This window comes from Streptomyces sp. M41(2017), assembly GCF_002078175.1.
Classification (GTDB): Bacteria; Actinomycetota; Actinomycetes; order Streptomycetales; family Streptomycetaceae; genus Streptomyces.
In genome coordinates, this window is the sequence record NZ_MWFK01000001.1 from 3,154,775 (window position 1) to 3,177,242 (window position 22,468).

General features: G+C 71.5%; 19 protein-coding genes. 13 read left to right on the top strand and 6 right to left on the bottom strand.

Going from position 1 to position 22,468, the window contains the following annotated elements; all coding sequences use genetic code 11:
* The first annotated feature begins 76 nt into the window (after positions 1-76).
* Complete coding sequence (locus B0675_RS13950; protein WP_081219119.1) at positions 77-958, top strand: serine protease; 882 nt, start codon at positions 77-79, stop codon at positions 956-958.
* Positions 959-993: 35 nt separating this feature from the next.
* On the opposite strand, the gene B0675_RS13955 is transcribed toward B0675_RS13950, so the two are convergent.
* Positions 994-2,622 (bottom strand): D-aminoacylase, encoded by a 1,629-nt coding sequence (locus tag B0675_RS13955; protein ID WP_081219120.1) that lies wholly within the window; start codon positions 2,620-2,622, stop codon positions 994-996.
* Positions 2,623-2,639: 17 nt separating this feature from the next.
* Positions 2,640-3,917, bottom strand: coding sequence for an amino acid deaminase (locus B0675_RS13960; protein WP_081219121.1), 1,278 nt, complete (start codon positions 3,915-3,917; stop codon positions 2,640-2,642).
* 266 nt (positions 3,918-4,183) lie between these two features.
* Here B0675_RS13960 and B0675_RS13965 point away from each other — a divergent pair, with 266 nt between their 5' ends.
* From B0675_RS13965 to B0675_RS13985, 5 genes are all read left to right on the top strand, one after another.
* Positions 4,184-5,218: a sugar kinase gene (locus B0675_RS13965; protein WP_277625247.1), complete on the top strand. Its 1,035-nt coding sequence runs from the start codon at positions 4,184-4,186 to the stop codon at positions 5,216-5,218.
* Positions 5,215-5,970, top strand: coding sequence for an IclR family transcriptional regulator (locus tag B0675_RS13970; protein WP_081219123.1), 756 nt, complete (start codon positions 5,215-5,217; stop codon positions 5,968-5,970). Before B0675_RS13965 ends, B0675_RS13970 begins: the two co-directional genes overlap by 4 nt.
* A gap of 7 nt (positions 5,971-5,977) precedes the next feature.
* Positions 5,978-6,388, top strand: a complete 411-nt coding sequence (locus tag B0675_RS13975; protein WP_081219124.1) for a RidA family protein — start codon at positions 5,978-5,980, stop codon at positions 6,386-6,388.
* Between the two features lie 141 nt (positions 6,389-6,529).
* Positions 6,530-8,008: a gluconate:H+ symporter gene (locus B0675_RS13980; RefSeq protein WP_081219125.1), complete on the top strand. Its 1,479-nt coding sequence runs from the start codon at positions 6,530-6,532 to the stop codon at positions 8,006-8,008.
* Between the two features lie 87 nt (positions 8,009-8,095).
* Complete coding sequence (locus B0675_RS13985; RefSeq protein WP_081219126.1) at positions 8,096-8,797, top strand: hypothetical protein; 702 nt, start codon at positions 8,096-8,098, stop codon at positions 8,795-8,797.
* Between the two features lie 69 nt (positions 8,798-8,866).
* Here B0675_RS13985 and B0675_RS13990 read toward each other — a convergent pair whose 3' ends face one another.
* Positions 8,867-10,237 (bottom strand): M14 family metallopeptidase, encoded by a 1,371-nt coding sequence (locus tag B0675_RS13990; protein WP_081219127.1) that lies wholly within the window; start codon positions 10,235-10,237, stop codon positions 8,867-8,869.
* 298 nt (positions 10,238-10,535) lie between these two features.
* Between B0675_RS13990 and B0675_RS13995 the strand changes: the two genes are divergently transcribed.
* Entirely contained in the window at positions 10,536-11,852 is a 1,317-nt protein-coding gene (locus tag B0675_RS13995; RefSeq protein ID WP_081219128.1) for an Nramp family divalent metal transporter, read from the top strand.
* 7 nt (positions 11,853-11,859) lie between these two features.
* Here B0675_RS13995 and B0675_RS14000 read toward each other — a convergent pair whose 3' ends face one another.
* The 3 genes from B0675_RS14000 to B0675_RS14010 form a co-directional block, all read right to left on the bottom strand.
* Positions 11,860-13,104 carry a hypothetical protein gene (locus B0675_RS14000; RefSeq protein ID WP_081219129.1) on the bottom strand — a complete coding sequence of 415 codons (1,245 nt, stop codon included), beginning with the start codon at positions 13,102-13,104 and terminating at the stop codon, positions 11,860-11,862.
* Between the two features lie 84 nt (positions 13,105-13,188).
* Positions 13,189-13,704, bottom strand: coding sequence for a SigE family RNA polymerase sigma factor (locus B0675_RS14005; RefSeq protein ID WP_081219130.1), 516 nt, complete (start codon positions 13,702-13,704; stop codon positions 13,189-13,191).
* A gap of 149 nt (positions 13,705-13,853) precedes the next feature.
* The gene (locus B0675_RS14010; protein ID WP_081219131.1) at positions 13,854-15,545 is read right to left on the bottom strand and encodes a glycoside hydrolase family 18 protein; all 1,692 of its coding nucleotides are present in this window, start codon (positions 15,543-15,545) and stop codon (positions 13,854-13,856) included.
* Positions 15,546-15,923: 378 nt separating this feature from the next.
* Here B0675_RS14010 and B0675_RS14015 point away from each other — a divergent pair, with 378 nt between their 5' ends.
* The 6 genes from B0675_RS14015 (at position 15,924) to B0675_RS14040 (ending at position 22,457) form a co-directional block, all read left to right on the top strand.
* Positions 15,924-16,805, top strand: a complete 882-nt coding sequence (locus tag B0675_RS14015; RefSeq protein WP_081221779.1) for a hypothetical protein — start codon at positions 15,924-15,926, stop codon at positions 16,803-16,805.
* 177 nt (positions 16,806-16,982) lie between these two features.
* On the top strand, positions 16,983-17,696 hold the full coding sequence (gene cpaB / locus B0675_RS14020; protein ID WP_081219132.1) for a Flp pilus assembly protein CpaB: 714 nt from the start codon (positions 16,983-16,985) through the stop codon (positions 17,694-17,696).
* A 153-nt stretch (positions 17,697-17,849) separates the two neighbouring features.
* The gene (locus B0675_RS14025) at positions 17,850-19,469 is read left to right on the top strand and encodes an AAA family ATPase (protein ID WP_081219133.1); all 1,620 of its coding nucleotides are present in this window, start codon (positions 17,850-17,852) and stop codon (positions 19,467-19,469) included.
* Entirely contained in the window at positions 19,466-20,128 is a 663-nt protein-coding gene (locus B0675_RS42560; RefSeq protein ID WP_081219134.1) for a TadE/TadG family type IV pilus assembly protein, read from the top strand. The genes B0675_RS14025 and B0675_RS42560 overlap by 4 nt, the downstream gene beginning before the upstream one ends.
* Before the next feature lie 18 nt (positions 20,129-20,146).
* Positions 20,147-21,487, top strand: a complete 1,341-nt coding sequence (locus B0675_RS14035) for a CpaF family protein (RefSeq protein WP_081219135.1) — start codon at positions 20,147-20,149, stop codon at positions 21,485-21,487.
* Positions 21,488-21,515: 28 nt separating this feature from the next.
* Complete coding sequence (locus B0675_RS14040) at positions 21,516-22,457, top strand: type II secretion system F family protein (protein WP_081219136.1); 942 nt, start codon at positions 21,516-21,518, stop codon at positions 22,455-22,457.
* The last annotated feature ends 11 nt before the right edge of the window (positions 22,458-22,468 follow it).

Consider the following 22,468-nt stretch of genomic DNA (forward strand, 5'->3'; position numbering starts at 1 on the left):
CTCACAATGCGCATGACAAAACAGAAGGTGGCCGGAAGACCTCCGGTCGCCCCACGTCGCAAGAGGGGACCCCCACATGAGAAAGCCTCTCGTCGCCGCGCTCTTCGCCCTGGTGATCGCCGGGGCCGGCGCGGCACCCGCGGTCGCGGCACCCGCGCCCGAGTCGGCTCCCGCGCACAGCTCGGCCTCCGCCGTCACCGCGGACACCGGGGCGCCGGCCCTGAAGGCCGTCAGCCTCGCCGGGACCGTCGCGCTCAGCAACTGCTCCGGATCCGTCGTCCGCTTCCCCAACTCGGCGGACACCGACCCGGCGCTCGTGCTCTCCAACGGGCACTGCCTGGAGACCGGCTTCCCGGAGCCCGGTGAGGTGATCGTCGGCCAGAGCTCCAGCCGGACCTTCGGCCTGCTCAACTCGGCCGGCACCAAGGTCGCCACGCTGCGGGCCAGCAAGGTCGCGTACTCCACGATGACCGACACGGACATCACGATCTACCAGCTCACCAGCACCTACGCGACCATCAGGAACTCGTACGGCATCAGCGCGCTGACGGTGCAGAACACGCACCCGACCGCCGGTACGGCCATCACCGTGGCCTCCGGCTACTGGAAGAAGCTCTACAACTGCAACGTCGACGGGTTCGTGTACCGCCTCAAGGAGGGTGACTGGACCTGGAAGGACTCGGTCCGTTACACCTCCGCCTGCAACACCATCGGCGGCACCTCGGGCTCCCCGGTCGTCGACCAGGCCACCGGCAAGGTCGTCGCCGTCAACAACACGGGCAACGAGGACGGCGAGCGCTGCACGGTGAACAACCCGTGCGAGGTCGACGCGAGCGGCAATGTCACCGTCCGCCAGGGCATCAACTACGCCGAGGAGACCTACCAGATCCCGGCGTGCTTCACGACCGGCAACAAGCTCAACCTGGCCGCGAGCGGCTGCGTCCTGCCCAAGCCGTAGGTCCCGTCCGGGAACGGGCCGACGGGGGCGGGCGGTCACGCCGTGCGGCGGACCGCCCGTCCCGCCAGGACGTCCGTCCTGCGGCCGTCCTCGACGACGAACCGCCCGTCGATCAGGACGTGCGGGATACCGGTCGGCAGCGTGCGCGGCGCCTCGAAGGTCGAGCCCGCCGCCACCGTCGCCGGGTCGAAGAGGACGAGGTCGGCGCGGTAGCCCTCGCGGACGAGCCCGCGGTCGGGCAGCCTCAGCCGGGCGGCGGGCCTGCCGCTGAGGTGGGCGACGCACTCCTCCAGCGACAGCACGCCCAACTCCCGTACGTACCGGCCGAGATAATGCGGGAAGGTGCCGTAGGCGCGCGGGTGCGGCTTGTCGCCGCGCAGGATGCCGTCGGAGCCGCCGGTGTGCACCGGGTGCCGCATGATGGCGCGGACGTTCTCCTCGTGGCCGACGTGCTGGAGGATCGTCGGGCCGAGACCGTCCTCGACGAGCAGGCGGCGCGCGGTGACCCAGGGCGCCTCGCCGCGCAGGTCGGCGGCGTCCTGGACGGACCGGCCGACGTACCAGCCGAGGTCCGGGTCGCTCACCCCCGAGATCTCGATCGTGCGCCACTCGATGGGCACGCCGTGACAGCCGTCGGCTCCGAGGACCTCCATGTGGTGCCGGATGCGTTCGGCGGTCGTGTCGTCCCGCAGCCGGGCGAGGACCGCCTCCGGCCCGCCCTCGCTCGCCCAGCTCGGCAGCATCGCCACGAGCGTGGTGCAGCCGGGCGTGTACGGATACGTGTCGAGGGTGATGTCGGCGCCGCCCGCGAGCGCCGTGTCGAGCAGGGCCAGCAGGTCGGGCGCCTTCCCCTCGTTCACGCCGAAGTTCATGGTGGCGTGGGCGAGATGCAGCGGGCAGCCGGCCTCGCGGGTGAGGGCCACCATCTCCTCGTACGCCGCGAGGGCTCCCGCCCCGTAGGAGCGGTGGTGCGGGCAGTAGTAGCCGCCGTGCTCCGCCACCACCCGGCACAGGGCGGTGAGTTCGGCGTCCTTGGCGTACATCCCGGGGGTGTACGTCAGCCCGGAGGACATGCCGACGGCGCCCTCGCGCAGGCCGTCCGCGACCAACTGCCGCATCCGGTCCAGCTCCTGAGGAGTGGCGTCGCGGTCCTCCCAGCCGACCGCCAGCATGCGGACGGTGCCCTGGGGGATCAGGTACGCGGCGTTCACCGCGATGCCCTCGCCGTCGAAGCCGTGGTCGAGGCGGTCCAGGTACTCGCCGACGGAGCGCCAGGTGAAGTCGATGTCCTCGCCGTAGCCGTTCCACCCGGTGATCGCCCGGCGGACCTCGGCGAGCGTCCGGTCGTCCACCGGTGCGTAGGACAGGCCGTCCTGGCCGAGGACTTCGAGGGTCACGCCCTGCGCGGCCTTCGCGCTGTGGTCCGGATCCCGCAGCAGCGCGAGATCGCTGTGCGCGTGCATGTCGATGAAGCCGGGGGCGAGGACGAGCCCCTCCGCGTCCAGCTCACGTGTCCCGCGCGGCCGTTGACAGCCCGCGGCCGCCGCCTCCTTCACGATCGACACGATCCGGCCCTCGCGGACGGCCACGTCGGCGCGGTAGGAGGGGGCGCCGCTGCCGTCGGCGACGTCCACGTCCCGGATGACGAGCTCGGCGTGATCCATGGAACGACCCAACTCTTCTAGAAGAACGTGCGGATGTAGTCGACGACCGTGCCGTCCGCCTCGACCAGTGGGATCAGCTGCCACTTGTCGAAGGACGTGCACGGATGCGACAGGCCCATGCCGAGCCAGTCGCCGACCTCCAGATCCGCCTCCGGTCCCGTCCGCAGCCAGGCGTGCTGGTCGGAGAGGCCGGTGACCTCGACGCCGTCCGCCGGGCGCTCGGCACCGTCGCGGCGCACCACCTGGGCGAGGGGGAGGTCGAGGTCGTAGGCCGCGTCCCGCTTGCCGGCGTTCGCGAACGCCTGCTCGGCCGAGGGCCGCGAGACGACCTGCGCCCAGAGCCGGAACGCCGGGTGCAGCGCGCCCTCCTCCGGGACCCGGGTGAAGGGCGTCAGCTTCCGGTAGTGGCCGTCGTCGTGCGAGACGTACGCGCCCGACCGGAGCAGCTTCAGGACGGGCAGGGAGAGGTCGGGGATCTCCGCGAAGACGTCGGCGACCGCGTCGAACCAGGCGCTGCCGCCCGCGCTCACCACGACCTCGTCGAGGCCCTTGAACCGTCCGGCGCCGTCGAAGGACACCGCGAGCGCGGTCAGCCGGCGCAGCCAGGCGTGCACCCGCTCCGGGTCGGCGTCCGGCACCTCGCCCTCGTAGCCCGCGACACCCACCAGCCGGAGCGTCGAGGTGGCCCCCACCGCGTCCGCGACCGCCGCGCACTCCGCCTCCGTCCGCACCCCGGTACGGGCGCCCTCCCCGGCGGCCAGCTCGACGACCACGTCCACCGGGCGGGCGCTCGCGTCCAGAGCGGCGTCCATCAGTTCCACACCGCGCACCGAGTCGACGTAACAGACGAAGCGGAAGTCCGGGTCCCCGGCCAGCTCGGCGGCGATCCAGCGCAGCGCGGCCGCGTCGACGAGCTCGTTCGCCAGGAAGATCCGGTCGACGCCGAACTCCCGGGCCACGCGCACCTGGTGGGGGACGGCGAGGGTGATGCCCCAGGCACCGTGCTCGATCTGCTGGTGGAAGAGCTGCGGGGCCATGGACGTCTTGCCGTGCGGGGCGAAGGCGAGCCCGTGCCGGGTGGCGTACGTCTCCATCAGTTCGAGGTTGTGGGCCAGGCGCTCGGCGGAGAGGGCGAGCACCGGGGTGGTGAAGCCGTCCGTGAAGAGGTTCCTGCGCCGCGCGGCCAGCTCGCCCACGGTCAGGCCGTACGCGTCCGGGGGGAGGCCCTTGAAGCGGTGGTCGACGCGGTCCGCCGCGAGAGCGGCCAGTGATGCGGCGGCGGTGTCGGCGCTCATGGAGCCTCCTTGGTGTCCGTGTCCCGGGTGCTCGGAACAGGTGCGCGGTGTGCTGCGGCCTGAGCATGTTGCATGGTGTGCAACGCTCATTGCGTATGTCGCTTACCGCTGTCTAACATCCCAGCCAACGCAGGGTCAACGGTGCCGTTCGCCGCCGTCGGCCGCTACAGCGAGGAGCCCCGACCATCGTGACCAGCAACGGACCCGCAGGCGCAGCGTCCCCCGACGCGACCGCCGACACCGGCACCGACGCCCGCGCCGGCGGCGTGGACGTGGTGGCGCTCGGCGAGTCCATGGTCACCTTTCTGCCCACCCGGGCCGGGCGCCTCGCCGACGTACCGTCCTTCGAGCGGGGCATCGGCGGCGCCGAGTCCAACGTGGCCTGTGTCCTCGCCTCTGCCGGACACACCGCGCGCTGGGTCTCCCGGGTCGGCGCCGACGGGTTCGGAGACCACCTCGTGGAGGCCGTCGCGGCGTACGGAGTCGACACCTCCGCCGTCCGCCGCGACCCAGACCGGCCGACCGGCATCTACTTCCGCACCGCGGGCGACCGGGCCACCGACGCCCACGAAGTCGCCTACTACCGCGCCGGATCCGCCGCCTCCGCGATGACCGCCGACAACACCGACCTGGCCGCCACCCGGTCGGCGCGCGTCCTGCACCTGTCCGGCATCACCGCCGCCCTGTCCGCCGGCTGTCTGGCCCTGATGCGCGAGCTGACCGCCCCGCGTCCCGGCCGCCCCCTCGTCTCCTTCGACGTCAACCACCGCCCGGGACTCTGGCGCGACCACCCCGAGGGCCCGCGCGTCCTGCTCGACCTCGCCCGCGGCGCCGACCTCGTCTTCGTCGGCGACGACGAGGCGAGCGAGGCCTGGGACCTGCACGGGGCCCGGGCCGTCCGCGAGGCCCTGCCCGAACCGGACGTCCTGGTCGTCAAGCACGGCGAGGACGGAGCCGTCGTCTTCGACAGGCGGGCCGGCGAAGGGGCCGTGCCGGCCGACGGCATCTTCGTCCCCGCCCTGCACGTCGACGTCGTCGCCGCCGTCGGCGCCGGGGACGCCTTCGCGGCCGGATTCCTCTCCGCCACCCTGCGCGGCCTGCCCGTCCGCGACCGCATCCGGCACGGCCACCTGATGGCCGCCGCCGCCCTCACCGTCCCCGGCGACCTCGCCCAGCCGCCCGCCCGCGGCCACGCCGACCGGCTGGCCGCACTCGACGACCGCGCCTGGGAGACACTTCGTCTCGGCCCCGGCTGGACCGAAGCCGACGCACGGGCCGCCGAGGAGGTACGTACGCCATGAGCCAGACCGTCGACCGAGCGCTGAGCATCCTGCCGCTGCTCGCCGAGGGCCCCGCCGACCTCGGACAGGTCGCCGAACGCCTCGGCGTCCACAAGTCCACCGCGCTCCGCCTGCTGCGCACCCTCCACGAACACGGCCTGGTCCACCGCCAGTCCGACCAGCGCTACCGCCTCGGAGCCCGCCTCTTCGCCCTCGCGCAGGAGGCCGTCGAGAACCTCGACGTCCGCGAGATCGCCCACCCCCACCTCGTCCGCCTCAACGAGCAGTGCGGCCACACCGTCCACCTCGCCGTGTACGAGGAGAACGAGGTCCTCTACATCGACAAGGTGGAGAGCCGCTACCCGGTGCGGATGTACTCGCGGATCGGCAAACCCGTCGCCATCACCGTCGCCGCCGTCGCCAAACTGCTCCTCGCCGACCTGCCCGAGACCGAGCGGCGGGCCGTCGCCGACAAACTCGACTACCCCCTGTACACGGCCCGTTCGACCCCCAGCGCCGCCGCCTTCATGAAGGAACTGGCGACGGTGCGCGAACAGGGCTGGGCCACCGACCTCGGTGGCCACGAGGAGTCCATCAACTGCGTCGGCGCGCCCATCCGCGGCGCCGACGGACGGGTCGCCGCCGCCATGTCGGTCTCCGCGCCCAACGTCGTCGTCACCGCCGACGAACTCCTCACCCTTCTCCCGCTGGTGCGCCGTACGGCGGACGCCATCAGCCGCGACTACTCCGGCAAAGCCCCCACGAAGGAATGATCACCGCATGACCGACAAGACCGCTCTCACCCCCTCGACCCACACCACCCCGCCCGCGAAGTTCTCGCACGGCGTGAAGAAGGGCAACATCCTCCAGGTCGCCGGCCAGGTCGGCTTCCTGCCCGCCGAGGACGGCAAGCCCCCGACGCCCGCCGGGCCCACCCTGCGCGAGCAGACCCTCCAGACCCTCGCCAACGTCAAGGCGATCCTCGAAGAGGGCGGCTCCGGCTGGGACGACGCGATGATGATCCGCGTCTACCTCACCGACGTCGACCACTTCGCCGAGATGAACGAGATCTACAACCAGTACTTCGAGGAGCAGGGCCTCACCGCGCCCCCCGCCGCCCGCACGACGGTCTACGTCGGTCTGCCGGCCGGGCTCCTCATCGAGATCGACGTCCTCGCCGTCCTCGGCTGACGTCCGCTCGCGGGCTCACGCCCGTCCGACTCCCGCACCCCGTACGTCATCACGGTGCGGCGCCCCCATCCAGGAGGCGCCGCACCGCGATACCCCCTGCCCGAAAGCACCATGGACTTACGAAAACGAGGCCCTCCACCCATGTCGTCGTATCCGCTCGCCGCGACAGCCCCCGAGACGCCACCGCACACCGGCGGCCTCCTGACCCTCCTCGACGGCACGGCCGGACTGCTCACGGTCGCCGCCCTCGGTATCGCGCTCCTGCTCTTCCTCATCATCAAGGTCAGACTCCAGCCGTTCGTCGCCCTGCTCGCCGTCTCCATAGCCGTCGGCCTCGCCGCCGGACTCTCCGTCACGGAACTGTTCGGCACGGTCCAGAAGTCCGACGCGGTCTCGGTCATCGAGTCCGGCATGGGCGGCATCCTCGGCCACGTCGCGATCATCATCGGCCTCGGCACCATGCTCGGCGCCATCCTCGAAGTCAGCGGCGGCGCCGAGGTTCTGGCCACCCGCCTGCTCAACCTCTTCGGCGAGAAGCGCGCCCCGCTCGCGATGGGCCTGACCGGCCTCATCTTCGGCATCCCGGTCTTCTTCGACGTCGGCATCTTCGTCCTCGCGCCGCTCGTCTACGCCTCCGCCAAGCGCTCCGGCAAGTCGATCCTGCTCTACTGCCTGCCGCTGCTCGCCGGCCTGTCGATGACCCACGCGTTCCTGCCGCCGCACCCCGGCCCGGTCGCCGCCGCCGGACTCCTGCACGTCCAGCTCGGCTGGGTCCTGCTCATGGGCATCATCTGCGGCGTCCCGTCCGTCCTCGCCGCCTGGGTCTACGCCGCCTGGATCGGCCGGCGCATCTTCGTCCCCGTGCCGCAGGACATGGTCGAGGCGGCCGAGGAGGCCAAGCAGGCCGTCGTCGAGGAGCAGCGCGCCCAGGGCGTCGAACCGCGCGAGCAGCCCGTCCCGCTCGGCACGGTCATCGGCATCATCGGTACGCCGCTGGTGCTGATCCTCGCCGCCACCTTCTCCTCGATCGTCCTGGACCCGTCCACCCTGCGCTCGGTCATCGAGTTCTTCGGCAGCCCGTTCGTCGCCCTCACGATCGCTCTGCTGCTCGCCTACTACCTGCTCGGCATCCGGCGCGGCTGGTCCCGCAAGTCCCTGGAGACGGTGTCGACTTCGTCCCTCAAGCCGGTCGGCAACATCCTGCTGGTGGTCGGCGCGGGCGGCATCTTCGGCGCCGTGCTGAAGGCGAGCGGAGTCGCCCAGGCCCTCTCGGACACCTTCCACGACGTCGGCCTGCCGATCATCGTCCTGGCCTATCTCATCTCCCTGGTGCTGCGGGTCGCGCAGGGCTCGGCGACGGTCGCGATCGTCACCACGGCCGGTATCGTGGCGCCGCTCCTGACCGAGGGCGACCACTCCCAGGCCTTCGTGGCGCTCGTCATCATGGCGATCTCGGCGGGCTCCATCTTCGCCTCGCACGTCAACGACGGCGGCTTCTGGATGGTCGCCAAGTACTTCGGCATCAGCGAGCGCGACACCCTGCGGACCTGGACGGTTCTCGAATCGGTGCTGTCCGTCGCGGGGTTCGCGGTGGCCGCCGTGGTCAGCCTCTTCGTCTAGCGGGGACGGGCCCTCCCATGTAACAGAGGCATAGCTAAGTAGGGGCTGGCTGTGTCCGGCACAGGATCTTCGACCATACTTCGCGCTGTGGAGCAGCGCATAGGTTCGAAGAGCCAGCCCCTGGACGCCGCCGCGGTGAACCCGGCGTACATCCCCGGGCTTACGTCACCCGTGCCCGCGGAACCGGAGGACGCGGTCGAGGAGACCGGGGAGGGGACCGCGGAGGAGACGCCCTCCGCGGCCGCCTCCGACCCGGCGGTCCCCGACGACGCGGTGCCCGACGAGGCGCCGGACGCGGAAGCCGAGGACGCCGGGTCGGGGGTCGCGTCCGACGAGGAGGCCGATGCCGAACCGGAGGGCCCGGTCTTCGAGGCCTCCGACCGGCGGGCCTCGATCAGAGCCGACCACGGCGGAGTCCGCCTGCGTCTGGACGACCAAGAGGCGGAGTTCCGCTGGGACGAGATCGGCGCGGTGGAGACGGAGTCGCCCCGCTTCGGCAAGCGGTTCACCGTCACGGTGCACACGCCGGACGCCCGTTGGTACCCCATCGAGATCGAGGCCGCGGCCCGCTCCCGCTTCAAGGAGTGGGAGGAGCAGCTCGACGCCGTCCTGGACACGTACTTCGAGGACGGCGCCGAAGCCGATGCCGATGCGGACGCCGAGGGCGAACGGGAAACGGCGGAGGCGGAGCCGACGGATGCCGAGGTGACGGACTCCGAGCCGAAGACCGCTGACAGGTCCGCCGAGAAGTCGGCCGGGAAGCCCGCCGACGAGGCCGAGGGCCGTTAGCCGGTACGGGGATCCGCGCGCCCGGTGAGGCCGGCCGCGCGGATCCCCGGCCGTCGGCCGGTTCGTTTCCTAGGCGCAGTACTGCGCCGCCTTCCCGATCGACCGGTACATGCAGTCGGCGTTCTCCAGGAGTTGGAGCACCGCGTCCCTGTTGCGTGAGGTCTCGCGCTCGATGACCTCGTCCGGCGGGTAGAAGCCGCCGCCCGAACTGGACGTCGGATACATCTCGAAGGTGAAGTCGAAGATCTTCTGGGTGCCCCACAGGTAGTCGTCGATCGAGCCGTCCGTGATGTACAGGTCGCTCGACTGCTCGGCGGTGTAGCCGTTGCTCGCGGCCATCTTCCGTCCGACGGTCCTGAAGGCGTTCTGGTCGTCCGCCGTCATGCCCGTCGCGGTGTCCGAGTAGGTGTAGCCGAAGGGCCACAGCACCAGTTCGCTGTACGTGTGGAAGTCGATCCCCGCGGTGATCTGCTGCTTGCCGCCGACGACCCGGCCGCGCACGAAGTCGGCGACGACCTTCACCTCGGGCGCCGACTCGGCGGACGCGCCCCGGTAGGTCTCCGAGGACGTGGAGCCCGAAGAGCCGCCGCAGCAGCCCCACTTGTAGTTCCAGTTGCGGTTCAGGTCCGTGCCGACGTACGAGGAACCGGAGTTGGGCTGCCGGTTCTTGCGCCACGAGCGGTAGGAGCCGGTCGCGATGTCGTACTCGCCGCCGTCCGGGTTGAGGTCCGGGACGATCCAGATCTCACGGTTGTTCACCATGTTCGTCACGCGCGCGTCGCCGCCGTAGCCGGCCCCGAGTTCGCGCAGGAGATACAGCGCCATCTCCACCGTGAGGTGCTCGCGGGCGTGCTGGTGGAAGGTGAGGAGCACCTCGGGCTCGTTCTCGTCCGTGCCGACGTTGTCGCTGACCTTGACGGCGATGATGTCGCGGCCCTGGTAGGACCGGCCGATCACCCGTTTGCTCATGATGGCCGGGTAGGCCGCCAGCCGCTGGTCGATCTCGGCGTTCGCCTCGGCGTAGTTGTGGTACTTCGCGTCGGCCGTCGGGAAGTCGAAGAGGCGGGTGCCGCCGCTTCCGGCGGCGCGGTCGGGTGCGGCGCCCAACGGGGAGACGGTGTATCCCTGGCGGCGCAGCGCGGTGATCTGGTCGGCGCGGCCCGAGACGACGACGGTCTCCTCGTCGGACTCGTCCACGGTGACGCCCGATCGCTGGATCGCCGTACGGGAGACCGGAGTCGAGGCCTGGTGGATCTCGTACTGGCGGATGTCGTCGGGGGAGGACGCGGGGGTCCGTGCCCCGTTCGCGGTGGCGTCGGTGGCGGTGGCGGTGAGGGGGGCCGCGAGGGCGAGGGCCGCGAGGACGGCGAGTGCGGCGGTGCGCCGTCCGCCTCTTCGCGCTCCGTGGGGGCTGCCGCGGCCGCGTGTGCGAAGTCGCATGAAATCTCCTGGATTCTCCTGGAATTCCGGTGTCTCCCCGGAATGGTGGAGTGGAGCGGGGGGTGGTTCATGGCGACGTGCCGGTGCGGATGTGGGGCTCATCGTGCGGCTATGGCATGAGCAGGTCAAGACATGCCCATGAAGGAGTGACGGGAACCGGCCGCGGGCGGGGGCTGTTGGAGGGTGGTCCGGACGCGGCGTCCGAGGTGCGGGCTCTGGTACCAGGCTGTGCACATCGCGTGGCGATCGGCCTACGCGCCCTTGTGCCCGCCCCCGCCTTTGCGCTTTCTTGAACCGCATGACGGAGACCACCGGCACGTCAGCGCCAGGGGAGACCGGCCCGACCGTCTCCCGCCCCCGCAGGTCCAGTTGGAGGTACATCGGGCCCGGCATCGTCGTCGCGGCCACCGGCGTCGGGGCGGGGGACCTCGTCGCGACGCTGATCGCGGGCAGCAGCTTCGGCTACACGCTGCTGTGGGCCGCCGTCATCGGCTGCCTCGTCAAGATCTCGCTGGCCGAGGCGGCGGGCCGCTGGCACCTGTCCACCGGCCGCACCCTCTTCGACGGCTGGGCGAGCCTCGGCCGCTGGACCACGTACTTCTTCGTCGTCTACGTGGTCGTCTGGGGCTTCGTCTACGGCGCCGCCGCGATGTCGTCGAGCGCGCTGCCCCTCCAGGCACTGTTCCCCCACGTCATGGGCCTCCCCTGGTGGGGCGTGGCCTGCGGGCTGGTCGGCCTCGTCTTCGTCTGGTTCAACAAGTACGCGGTCTTCGAGAAGGTCATGACGGTCCTGGTGGGCGTCATGTTCGTGGTGACGGTGTACCTGGCGATCCGGGTCACGCCGAATCTGCCGGAGGCCTTCGCGGGCCTGCTGCCCGTCCTCCCCGACGAGAAGGACTCCGTCCTCAACACCCTCGGCCTGATCGGCGGGGTCGGCGGCACCATCACACTGGCCGCCTACGGCTACTGGGTCAACGCGAAGGGCTGGACCGACACCGGCTGGATGAAGGTCATGCGGCTCGACAACCGCGTCGCCTACGCCACCACGGGCATCTTCGTGATCGCGATGCTCTTCGTCGGCGCCGAGATGCTCCACTCCTCCCACGTGGCCATCGCGAGCGGCGACAAGGGCCTGATCCAGCTCGGCGACATCCTGGCGGCCGAATACGGCACGGCGACCGCGAAGTTCTTCCTCATCGGGTTCTTCGCCACCTCGTTCACCTCGCTGATCGGGGTCTGGCACGGCGTGAGCCTGATGTTCGCGGATTTCGTCGCCCACTACCGCGGCGGCGGGGAAGGGGCCGAGGAGGTGGCGGCGGGCCGGCACGACCGGTCCTGGGCCTTCCGCGGGTACCTCCTGTGGCTGACCTTCCCGCCGATCGTCCTCCTCTTCCAGGGCCAGCCGTTCCGCCTGGTCATCCTGTACGGGGTGCTGGGCGCTGCCTTCCTGCCCTTCCTCGCCCTGACCCTGCTCCGCCTCCTCAACTCCTCCCGCACACCGCGTGAATGGCGCAACGGGCCGCTGAGCAACTCCATGCTCGTGATCGCGGGCGTGCTGTTCCTGGTCCTGTGCGTCAAGCAGGTCTGGGACCAGCCGTGGGCGGACTTCCTCTAGACGTCCGCTACGACAGGCCCGACCACCGCGCGTCGGCCGCGACCGCCTTCAGCTCGGAGAGCGTCAGGGCCGGGGTCGACCGGGTGGCCGCGGCGTCCTGACGGTCGGTGTTGAACGCGGAGACCACCACGCGCAGCCCGTCCGGCCGGATCGTGTCGGCGGTCCACATCACGACCCCGGCGCCGCCCTTCTCGCCGGGCGCCTTCTTCGTGACGACCTTCGTGCCGTCGGGCAGGGTCTCGGCGTCGCCGAACAACTGGCCCTCCACGTCGCCCATGTTCGGCTGCACGTTGATCTGCACCAGGCTGCGGCCCTTGCCGTCGTCGACGACCACCCAGGCGTACTCCTGGTCGTCGGCCCCCCGCGACCTCACGGTGACGTCCGAGGGGAGGAGCGAGACCAACTGGTCCAGGACGGCCTCGCCGTCGGCCGCCGGGTGCGGTGTCGTCGTGGGCGCCGCCGGTTCGGACGGCTTCGGCATCAGGCCGGCCGCGGTCCGCCACACGGAGGCCGTCGCGGCCTGCTTCAACCCGGCGGGCGACAGCGGGGGTTCCGGGCGGGTCACGGGGCTGTCCTTCTCGGCGGCTGCGTTCCACTCGGAGACGGTGACCTGCCGGCCGGTCGGGGTGAGGAGCTGGGCGTACCAGTACTTCGTGTCGGCGCGCCGGTCCGGGTACTCGTAGCCCTGGAAGATCATCAGGCGCGAGCCGTCCCGGAGCGTGCTCGTGTGGCACGCGTCGTAACCCGCCGCGCTCCTGTCCGGGCAGGTGACCGCCTCCCCGGCCTCCGGGCTCGCCGGGTCCACCACGCTCACCGCGACCGAGACCGCGGCCTTGCCGTGTCCGTCGTCGTAGACGGCGTACGCGTACGGGCCCAGCGGATGATCCGTGGGGCGGCCCGCCTCTTCGCTGAACCTGCCCTTGGGGAGCGTCCTTTCGAGGGCGCGGATCATCTCGGCGGCCGACATCCGGCTGTGCTTCTCCGTGCCGGACTTCGCGGTGGCCGCGGCCACCGGGGCCCGTCCGGCGTCCGTGCCGGGCAGCAGCAGCGCCCCGCCGACCCCGACGAGCGCGAGCCCGGCCACGCTCCCGGTCAGCGCGATCCGGCGCCGGGACCGCAGGCGCCGCCCGCGTGCCTCGCCCTTCGCGGCCAGCGTCCGCCGGTCGGGATCGAACCCGTTGCCGGTCCGGTGCAGGGCGTTGCCGAGCCGCTCCTCGAAGAGGTCGTCGGCGGGAGAGTCGTCGAGGGGCATGGGGAACCACCCTTTCTGGTGAAGGAGAGGAAGCAGGGGAGGAGAAGGACATGCGGGGGAGGGGAAGGACGGGGAACGGCCGGCTCAGGGCGCCACGTGCTCGCTGAGGCTGCCGCCCAGGACCGTGCGCAGCCGGGCCAGCGCCCGGACGCTGCGGGTGCGGACGGCGGCCGAGCTGGTGCGCATCACCTCGGCCGTCTCCTCGACGCTGCGGTCCTCCCAGTAGCGCAGGACGACGACCGCCCGGTCCTTCGGCGGCAGCCCGCGCAACGCCTCGACGAGCGTGAGCCGCAGCGGTGTGTCGCCACCGCCGGCGGCCGGGTCGGGAAGGTCGGGGAACACGTCGGTCGCGCGCTCCGAACTGCTGCGTAACCGCCGGTGCGCCAGGAACGTGCGGGTCAGCACGGTCTGCGCGTACGCCGCCGGGTTGTCGCTGCGGGACACGCGCCCCCAGCTCACGTACATCCGCCCGAGCGCCTCCTGAACGAGATCCTCGGCCAGATGGACGTCCCCGCCGGTCAGCAGACAGGCGGACCGGTACAGATGCCCCGCCCGGGCACCCGCGAACTCCGCATACCCGTCCCCCTGGACCTTCCTCATCCGACTCCCCCGGGTGGCCGTGAACTCGACGCCGTCACTTAACTGATGCGCCGGGCCCCGGAAATGTTTCACCCCGTTCCCCACGGAAGCGGGGAACGGGGTGAAGGGGAAGGGCCGTGCGTCAGGGGTGTCGGGCGGTGGGAGCGGGGTTACATCGCGTGGACGTGCGGGCCGACCGCGTTCGACCAGGCGTTGCCCGCCGACGCGTCCCAGTTGGTGGACCAGGTCATCGCGCCGCGCAGACCCGGGTAGGTCTTGGAGGGCTTGAACGAACCGCAGTTGGTGCCCTTGGCCAGGCAGTCGAGGGCGTTGTTCACGATGGACGGGGAGACGTAGCCGCTGCCCGCGCCGCTGGTGGAGGCGGGGAGGCCGAGGCCGACCTGCGAGGGGGCGAGGCCGCCTTCGAGCTGGATGCAGGCGAGCGCCGTCAGGAAGTCGACCGAGCCCTGCGAGTACACCTTGCCGTCACAGCCGAGCATCGAACCGCTGTTGTAGTACTGCATGTTGACGACGGTGAGGATGTCCTTGATGTTCAGCGCCGTCTGGAAGTAGCCGTTCGACGTGGACTGCATGTCGATCGTCTGCGGGGCCATCGTGATGACCAGGGACGCGCCGGCCTTGGCGGACAGGGACCGCAGGGCCTGCGACATGTAGGTCGCGTTGAGACCGTTCTCCAGGTCGATGTCGACGCCGTCGAAGCCGTACGTCTGCATCAGCGAGTAGACCGAGTTGGCGAAGTTGGTGGCCGACGCGGAGTCGCTCACCGAGATCGTGCCGTTCTGGCCGCCGATGGAGATGATGACCTTCTTGCCCGCCGCCTGCTTCGCCTTGATGTCGGCCTTGAACTGGTCGACGGTGTAACCGCCGAGGCCGGCCGAGTCGAGGGTGAAGCTCACCGCGCCGGGCGTGGTCGTGGCGTCCGCGAAGGCGACCGCGATGATGTCGTACTGCGACTGGACGGCGGAGAGCTTCTGGACGGTCGCGCCGTTGTTGAAGTTCTGCCAGTAGCCGGTCACGGCGTGTGCGGGCACGTTGCCGCCTCCGCCACCGCCGGAGGTGGCGGCCGTCTTCCCGGTGACCGTCGACGACTTCACCGACTCACCGGCCGCGTTGGTCGCCGTGACCTGGAACGAGTACGACGTCGAGGCGGCGAGCCCCGAGACGGTCGCGGAGGTCCCGGTCACCGACTGGACCTTGGAACCGCCCTGGTAGACGTTGTAGCCGGTCGCGCCCGACACCGTGCTCCAGGCGAGGGAGACGGACGAGGAGGTCGTGGAGGACACGCCCAGGCCGCCGGGGGCCGCCGGGACCGTCGGAGCCGGGTCGCCGCCACCGCCTCCGCCGTCGGGGCCGAGCACCGAGAGGTCGTCCGCGAAGTAGGCGGCCTGTCCGTACCAGCCGTGCGTGTAGACCGTCACGGACGTGGTCGAGGCGCCCGTGGTGAAGGTGGTCTTCAGCTGCTTCCAGGACGAGGAGTCCGGCGTCCACGTCGACACGTCCGTGGTGCCCGTGCCCGTCGCCCCGAGGTAGGAGTAGCCGCCCTGCACCCACGCGCTCAGCGTGTAGGTCGAGTTGGGCTTGACGGCAACGGACTGGGTGCACTGCGCGTTGTCCTGCCCGGCGGGCGTGGCCTTCAGCGCCGCCGAACCGCCGTGCACCGGCGAGGAGACGGTCGCGCCGCTGCCCGCCGAACACGTCCAGTTGGAGAGGCCGGACTCGTAGCCGCCGTTCTTGGCGTTGTTGACGTCCGCGGCCTGGGCCTGGCCGGCCAGACCGGTGAGGGAGAGGACGGATGCGGTGACGACGGCGGCGAGGGTGCCCGCCCATCTCCGCCTGGGCATTCTGGTGACGCGGTCCACTGGGTCCTCCGGGGGAGAGGTGGGGGAGGGGGATCGGAACGGTGGCCACCGCCGGTGGATACAAGTTGGTCCAGACCAATCCGGTTGTCAAGACCTCTGGAGCGCCCAACACCCCTGTCAGGGGCTTGAGTTGCCCCACGCGCGTCTTACTCTCCGTTGATCACTCCCGTACCTTCGGTGAGATGATCTCGCTGATTCGGTGTTGAGCGGGCCATGCCGTGGATATGGTGCTGATGCAAGAGGACGTCACCGTGACGATCTGAGGCCGTTCGAGGTCGTCCGTGATGCTCCATGGCGATAAAAGGGGCGATCTGAGGCGGTGGTTGACCACCCCGCCGCAGCGAACGGGGTGTGTGCAGCGTGCCGACCGCGATAGCCGTCACCAGTCCCGACCTGGTGCTCCCACCGCACGACCGGCAGACCCCGCCCGCGGTCGTCCAGCCCCTGGACACCCTGGAGGCATCCCTCACCGGGATGCACGCCCTCATCGAGCAGCACGGATACGTCATCGCCCTGTACCCCTCCTCCGCCGAGGGGCCCGTCATCCAGCGGCTGCGTACGGTCCGCTCCGTCCTGGAGAGCGACCGCATCGCGCTGCTCGGACTCGACCTCCCGCCGCTCGGAATCGCCCTGCTCGCCCAGCAGTTGCGCCAGTTGTCCGTCTGCGACTTCAGCCCCGGCGTGCTGGCCTCCGCCGCCCGGCTCCTCGCGCACTACATCTACGCGGGCGCCCTGCTCGGTTCGGTCGCCAAGCTCGACCGCGTCCCGGTCACCCTCGGCTCGCACGCCAAGTCCTGGGTGCCGGGCGCCCAGTTCGCGGTCCTCGCCAACCCGCGCCCCGAGATCGTCCGAGTCGGCCAACAGGATTTGTCCGGGCCGGAGTTCGGCACCCGGCTGCTCTCGGCGGCGGGGCAGCCCCCCTCCGAGTGGGTCACCGAGACCCTCGCCCCGGCCTGGCGCGTCCAGAGCGCCGCGACCGTCCCGCTGCCGGCCGAATCGGCCCGCTGGTGGGGGACGTCACGCCTCGTCGAGTTCGCCGCCGGGCTGTACGACGTCTCGGTGCTCTATCAGCTCGTCTCGTCCGTACGGCGGGAGCAGTGCCACTGGTGCGGCCTCGAACTCATCGGTGACCGCTGCGGGTTCTGCGCCGCACCGTTGCCACCGTCCGCCGCGCAGGAGCTTCCGGCCACCGTCGTCCGGGCAGCCTCCTCGGTACGCGCACTGCCCCGGGGTGCCACCTAGGCCCCGGTATCACCGGCCACATCCGAACAGCACCAGGCACCACCGCACGACCCGCCGTCCCCCGCAGATCGAGGTTGTCCGGAGCATGCTGCACCACCCCGGGGCACACCCCCCGGCACCTTGGCAGAACAGACAGCTCGGTCCCGTCCCCGGTCCCGCTCCACGAGGTGAGATTCAGTGAACTCGCGCCAGCGCCGCGGCGTCATCCTGCTGGTCCTCTCGGTCCTGTGCGCCCTCGGCGCCTTCGCCGGAGTCCTCTCGGTGATCCGCGACGTGAACTCCAAGGTCGGCCCGGAGGTCACGGCGTACCGCCTGAAGGACGACATCGCGCCCTACAAGGAGCTGACGGCCGACCAGTTCGAGAAGATCTCGATGCCCGAGCGATGGCTGTCGTCCACCGCCGTCACCAGCCTCTCCCAGATCCGCGGCAAGATCGCCGTCACCCAGCTGGAGAAGGGCTCACTGCTCCAGGCCGACATGATCGTCGAGCGGCCCCGGCTGGCCGCGGGGCAGCAGGAGATCGCCATCATGATCGACGCGGCGACCGGTGTCGCGGGCAAGATCAACCCCGGCTCGCGGGTGAACATCTACGCCACCTTCAAGGCCGAGAACGACAAGGGCGTCGACCAGTCCAAGGTGATCGTCGAGAACGCCCGCGTCATCGACGTCGGCAAACTCACCGCGCTCGACCCCGGCCAGTCCAGCTCCGACCGGCGCAACAACGCCAACCAGGCCGTCCCCATCACCTTCGCCCTCGGCACGGCCGACGCCCAACGCGTGGCCTACGCCGAGTCGTTCGCCGAACACGTCCGGCTCGCCCTGGTCGCGGGAGGCTCCGACGCGGCCGTCGCGCCCGGCGACCGTACGTACACCCTCGATGAGGACAAGTAGGAGGCCGCGCATGAGGTCCATGCCCACGGGGCGCTGCCGGAGTCCCCGCCCGAGGCCCCCACGTACCGCCCGGGACCCGAGGCCGGCGCCGCGCACGCGTACCGCGCGGGCCCGGCGGCCCGCGGCGCCACGCGCCCACGAGGAGCTGGGCCGATGACCGTCCGCATCCTCTCCGCCGTCGGCGACATCGACTCGGCCCGCGCCCTCACCACCCTGCTGAGCCAGCTCGCCGACGCCGAACCCGCCCCGCCGGTCCCCGACTCCACGGCCCTGCTCGACACGCTGGCACGGCTGGCCGCCGAGTCCCTGGACGAACTGCCCGAAGTGGTCCTCGTCCACGAACGCATCGGCCCCGTACCGGCGTTGGACCTGATCCGCGACCTCGTGATGCGCTTCCCCGCCGTCGGCGTCGTCCTCATCACCGCCGACACCAGCACCGGCGTCCTGACCGCCGCCATGGACTCCGGCGCCCGCGGCATCATCGGGCTTCCCCTCGGCTACGACGCCCTCGCCGAACGCGTCCAGGCGGCCGCCTCCTGGTCCGCCGGCATGCGCCGCCACCTGCACAGCGGCGCACCCGCCCTGTACACGGGCCCCGGCGGCACCGTCGTCACCGTGACCGGCGCCAAGGGCGGTGTCGGCGCGACCGTCACCGCCGTCCAACTCGCCCTCGCGGCCCAGGCGTCCGGCCGCAACGTCGCCCTGCTCGACCTCGACCTCCAGTCCGGCGACGTGGCCTCCTACCTCGACGTGCAGTTCCGCCGCTCGGTGGCCGACCTCGCCGCCATCACCGACATCAACCCGCGCGTCCTCCAGGACGCCGTCTACACCCACGACAGCGGCGTCGCCCTGCTGCTCGCCCCCGCCGAGGGCGAACGCGGCGAGGAGGTCACCGACCGGGTCACCCGCCAGGTCCTCGGCGCGCTCCGCTCCCGCCACGACGTGGTGGTCGTCGACTGCGGCTCCCAGATGAACTCGGCGACCGCGGCCGCCGTCGAACTGGCCGATGTGGCCCTGCTGCTGGTCACCCCCGACGTCGTCGCCGTCCGCGCGGCCAAGCGCATGGTCCGGATGTGGGACCGCCTCCAGATCCGCAAGGCGGAGGAGACCACCACGGTCGTCAACCGCTTCGCCCGCGGTACGGAGATCCAGCCGTCCCTCGTCGAACGCGTCACCGGCACCAGAGTCGCCCGCACCTCCGTCCCCGCGGCCTTCAAGGAACTCCAGGCCGTCGTCGACGCCGGCCGGCTCCAGGACCTGGACGCCCGCTCGACCGTCAAGCAGGCCCAGTGGACCCTGGCCGGCGAGCTGGGTCTCGTGGTCGCTCAGGAGGGCGGGGCCGGCGGCCGGCGGCGCAAGGCCCCGGTGGCCGACCGGGGCTCGCTCAGCCTGCGCCGCCGGGGCGGCGACCGGGGAGCCGTCACCCTCGAGTTCGCCGGAATGTTCCCGCTGCTGCTCGTCGTCATGACGATCCTGTGGCAGTGCGTGCTGTACGGCTACTCGTACTCCCTCGCCGGGAACGCGGCCGACGAGGCGGCGCGGGCCGCGACCGCCGCGTACGCGGTCAACGGCGACGTCGGCGGCGCCTGTGCGGCGGCGGGCAGCAAGCACCTCCCGGGCGCCTGGCAGGGCGCGGGTATCGGCTGCGCCCCGGCCGGCTCGGTCATGAAGGCCACCGTCGACGTCGACGTGCCGCTGTTCTTCCCCGGTTTCGACGCGGGTTTCCACGTGAGGGGCACGGCGGGCGCGGCACTGGAAGGGGACGACGGATGAGGACGTTCCTGCGACGGGCACCGGTCCTCCTGCCGGGCTTCCGCCTCGCACTCCGGCGCCGGCGCCACGAACCGGGGTGCACCGATCCGACCCGCGCGGCGCGCGGCGGCGCACGCCGGGCCGGGAGCGGCCGTACGGCGGCCGGCCGTCGGGCCGCCGGCCGGCTCTGCGCCACCGGAGCCCGCCGCGCCGGGAGCGCCCCCGCCGCCCCGGCGACGCACGCCGTCCTGACACCGGGCGCCCGCTGCCCGGCCCCGGCGCCGGTCACCAGCGGCCCCCCGGCCGCTGCCACCCGCCGCCGCGCCCGCCGTGCCACCCGCCGCCTGCGGGACGACCGGGGCGTCTCCATCCTGGAGTTCACCGGATTCCTGCCCATCCTGCTGCTCATCGGCATGGCGACGATCCAGCTCGGCCTCATCGGGTACGGCGCGAACCAGGCCGGTTCCGGGGCACGGGCCGCCGCGCGCGTCGCCTCCCAGGGCGGCGACGGCGCCGCGGCAGGACAGGCCGCCGTCAGCGGCTGGCTCGACCCGCAGGTCGCGCCCGCCCGGGGGGCCGACCTCACCACCGCGACCGTCACGGTCCACGTCCCGGGCGTGATCCCGCTGTTCGGCGGCTACGACCTGTCCCGCAAGGCCACCATGCCCACCGACGACTGACCGGGAGGAGCCGACACCATGAGCCTGCGTTCCCGCATCGCGACCCCCGACGAGGGGGGACCCGCCCGTGAGGACGGACACCTCGTCGCCGTCTACCGCGCGAAACTCCTCGAGGAGATCGACCTCGCGGAGATGTCCAGCCTGGCCGCGGCCGAACGCCGCGTCCGCCTCGAACGCGTCCTCGGCCACATCATCAGCCGCGAGGGCCCGGTCCTGTCCTCCGCCGAACGCTCCCAGCTGATCCGCCGGGTCGTCGACGAGGCCCTCGGACTCGGCGTCCTCGAACCGCTCCTCGCGGACGCCTCCATCACCGAGATCATGGTCAACGGCCCCGACTCGATCTTCGTCGAGCGGGCCGGCCGCGTCGAGCAGCTGCCGCTGCGCTTCGCGTCGAACGAGCAGCTCATGCAGACCATCGAACGCATCGTCTCGACGGTCAACCGCCGCGTCGACGAGTCCAACCCGATGGTCGACGCCCGGCTGCCCACCGGCGAGCGCGTCAACGTCATCATCCCGCCGCTCGCCCTGACCGGCCCCACCCTCACCATCCGCCGCTTCCCGCGCGCCTACACACTCCCCGAACTGATCGGCCTCGGCTCCCTCGACGAGCAGATGCTCATGCTCCTCGCGGCCTTCGTCCGGGCCCGCTTCAACGTCATCGTCAGCGGCGGCACCGGCAGCGGCAAGACCACCCTGCTGAACGCGCTGTCCGGACTGATCCCGTCCCACGAGCGCATCATCACCATCGAGGACTCCGCCGAACTCCAGCTCCAGCAGGAGCACGTCATCCGCCTGGAGTCGCGGCCCCCGAACGTGGAGGGCAAGGGCCAGATCACCATCCGCGACCTGGTCCGCAACTCCCTGCGCATGCGCCCCGACCGGATCATCGTCGGCGAGGTCCGCGGCGGCGAGACCCTCGACATGCTCCAGGCCATGTCCACCGGCCACGACGGCTCGCTCGCCACCGTGCACGCGAACTCCGCCGAGGACGCCCTCATGCGCCTGCAGACCCTCGGCTCCATGTCCGAGGTGCAGATCCCCTTCGAGGCGCTGAAGGACCAGATCAACTCGGCTGTCGAAGTCGTCGTCCAGCTCTCCCGGCACGCCGACGGCTCCCGCAAGGTCACCGAGATCGCCCTGCTCGTCTCGCACGGCCGCGAACAGTTCCGCGTCAGCCCCGTCACCCGGTTCGTGCCCCGCCCCGTCGGCCCCGACCGTGTCGTCCGGGGCCACTTCGAGCACCTCCCGCTGCCCCGCTCGGTCGCGGAGAAGCTGTACGTCGCCAACGAGCCGCTGCCGCCCGCCTTCGGCGTCGCCGAGGCCATCGACCTCCTCCCCACCCGGCAGGCCATCGGATGACGCCGCCCACCTCCGAAGGGAGGCTGCCATGAACGACCCCGCCCTCCTCGCCCTCGGCGGAACCGTCCTGTGCGGCACACTCGCCGTCGCGGGCGTGCACACCTACGCCTCGGGCCGCGCCCAGCGCCGGGCGCTCGTCGACCGCCTCTCCGGCACCGGCCCGCCGCGCACCGGCGCCGGCCGTGTCCGGCACTTCGCGGGCGTGGACCGCAGGCTGCGCCGCACCCGGCTCGGCCGCACGATCCACCTGCGCCTCTCGGCCACCGGACTCGACATCACCGCAGGGGAGTTCTTCACCTACGTCACCGCCGTGGTCGTCGCCCTCTGGCTGATCGCCGCCGCCACCCTCGCCCCCTTCTTCGGCCCGATCGCCGCCGTCCTCGGGGTGTGGAGCGCGGCCATCTTCCTCAACTGGCAGCGCCAGAAACGCATCGAGGCCTTCATCAACCAACTCCCCGACGTGGCACGCCTGCTGGCCAACGCCACAGCGGCCGGCCTCGCCCTGCGCACCGCGCTCGCCATGGCGGCCGAGGAGCTGGAGGCCCCGGCGGGCGAGGAACTCGCGCACGTGGCGGACCAGCTGATGCTGGGGCGGACCATCGACGACGCCCTCGGCGAGCTGTCCGAGCGGCTGCCGTCCCGCGAACTCATCGTCCTCGTCACCACGCTGGTCCTCGCGAACAAGGCGGGCGGCTCCGTGGTCAACTCCCTGCGCAACCTGACCCAGACCCTGGAGGACCGCAAGGAGACCCGGCGCGAGGTCCGCACCATGCTCTCCGAGGTCAACGCGACCGCCTTCACCGTCCCGCTCCTCGGCATCGGCTCCCTGATCCTGATCAACTCCTCCAACGAGGGAGCCCTCGCCCGCGTCACCGGCTCGCCTCTCGGCCAGGGCCTCGTCCTGCTGGCCCTCGGCCTCTACACCGTGGGCTTCTTCGTCATCCGCCGCCTCGGCAAGATCGAAGTGTAGGGAGGGGTCAC

Bases quoted from the DNA above. Each gene is read 5' to 3' on its own strand.
- B0675_RS14040 (WP_081219136.1), top strand. From the start codon at position 21,516: ATGAACGACCCCGCCCTCCTCGCCCTCGGCGGAACCGTCCTGTGCGGC.
- B0675_RS13990 (WP_081219127.1), bottom strand. From the start codon at position 10,237: ATGCGACTTCGCACACGCGGCCGCGGCAGCCCCCACGGAGCGCGAAGA.
- B0675_RS13975 (WP_081219124.1), top strand. From the start codon at position 5,978: ATGACCGACAAGACCGCTCTCACCCCCTCGACCCACACCACCCCGCCC.
- B0675_RS13955 (WP_081219120.1), bottom strand. From the start codon at position 2,622: ATGGATCACGCCGAGCTCGTCATCCGGGACGTGGACGTCGCCGACGGC.
- B0675_RS14010 (WP_081219131.1), bottom strand. From the start codon at position 15,545: ATGCCCAGGCGGAGATGGGCGGGCACCCTCGCCGCCGTCGTCACCGCA.
- B0675_RS42560 (WP_081219134.1), top strand. From the start codon at position 19,466: ATGAGGACGTTCCTGCGACGGGCACCGGTCCTCCTGCCGGGCTTCCGC.
- B0675_RS14005 (WP_081219130.1), bottom strand. From the start codon at position 13,704: ATGAGGAAGGTCCAGGGGGACGGGTATGCGGAGTTCGCGGGTGCCCGG.
- B0675_RS13980 (WP_081219125.1), top strand. From the start codon at position 6,530: ATGTCGTCGTATCCGCTCGCCGCGACAGCCCCCGAGACGCCACCGCAC.
- B0675_RS14035 (WP_081219135.1), top strand. From the start codon at position 20,147: ATGAGCCTGCGTTCCCGCATCGCGACCCCCGACGAGGGGGGACCCGCC.
- B0675_RS13960 (WP_081219121.1), bottom strand. From the start codon at position 3,917: ATGAGCGCCGACACCGCCGCCGCATCACTGGCCGCTCTCGCGGCGGAC.
- B0675_RS14025 (WP_081219133.1), top strand. From the start codon at position 17,850: ATGACCGTCCGCATCCTCTCCGCCGTCGGCGACATCGACTCGGCCCGC.
- B0675_RS13950 (WP_081219119.1), top strand. From the start codon at position 77: ATGAGAAAGCCTCTCGTCGCCGCGCTCTTCGCCCTGGTGATCGCCGGG.
- B0675_RS13995 (WP_081219128.1), top strand. From the start codon at position 10,536: ATGACGGAGACCACCGGCACGTCAGCGCCAGGGGAGACCGGCCCGACC.
- B0675_RS14000 (WP_081219129.1), bottom strand. From the start codon at position 13,104: ATGCCCCTCGACGACTCTCCCGCCGACGACCTCTTCGAGGAGCGGCTC.
- B0675_RS13970 (WP_081219123.1), top strand. From the start codon at position 5,215: ATGAGCCAGACCGTCGACCGAGCGCTGAGCATCCTGCCGCTGCTCGCC.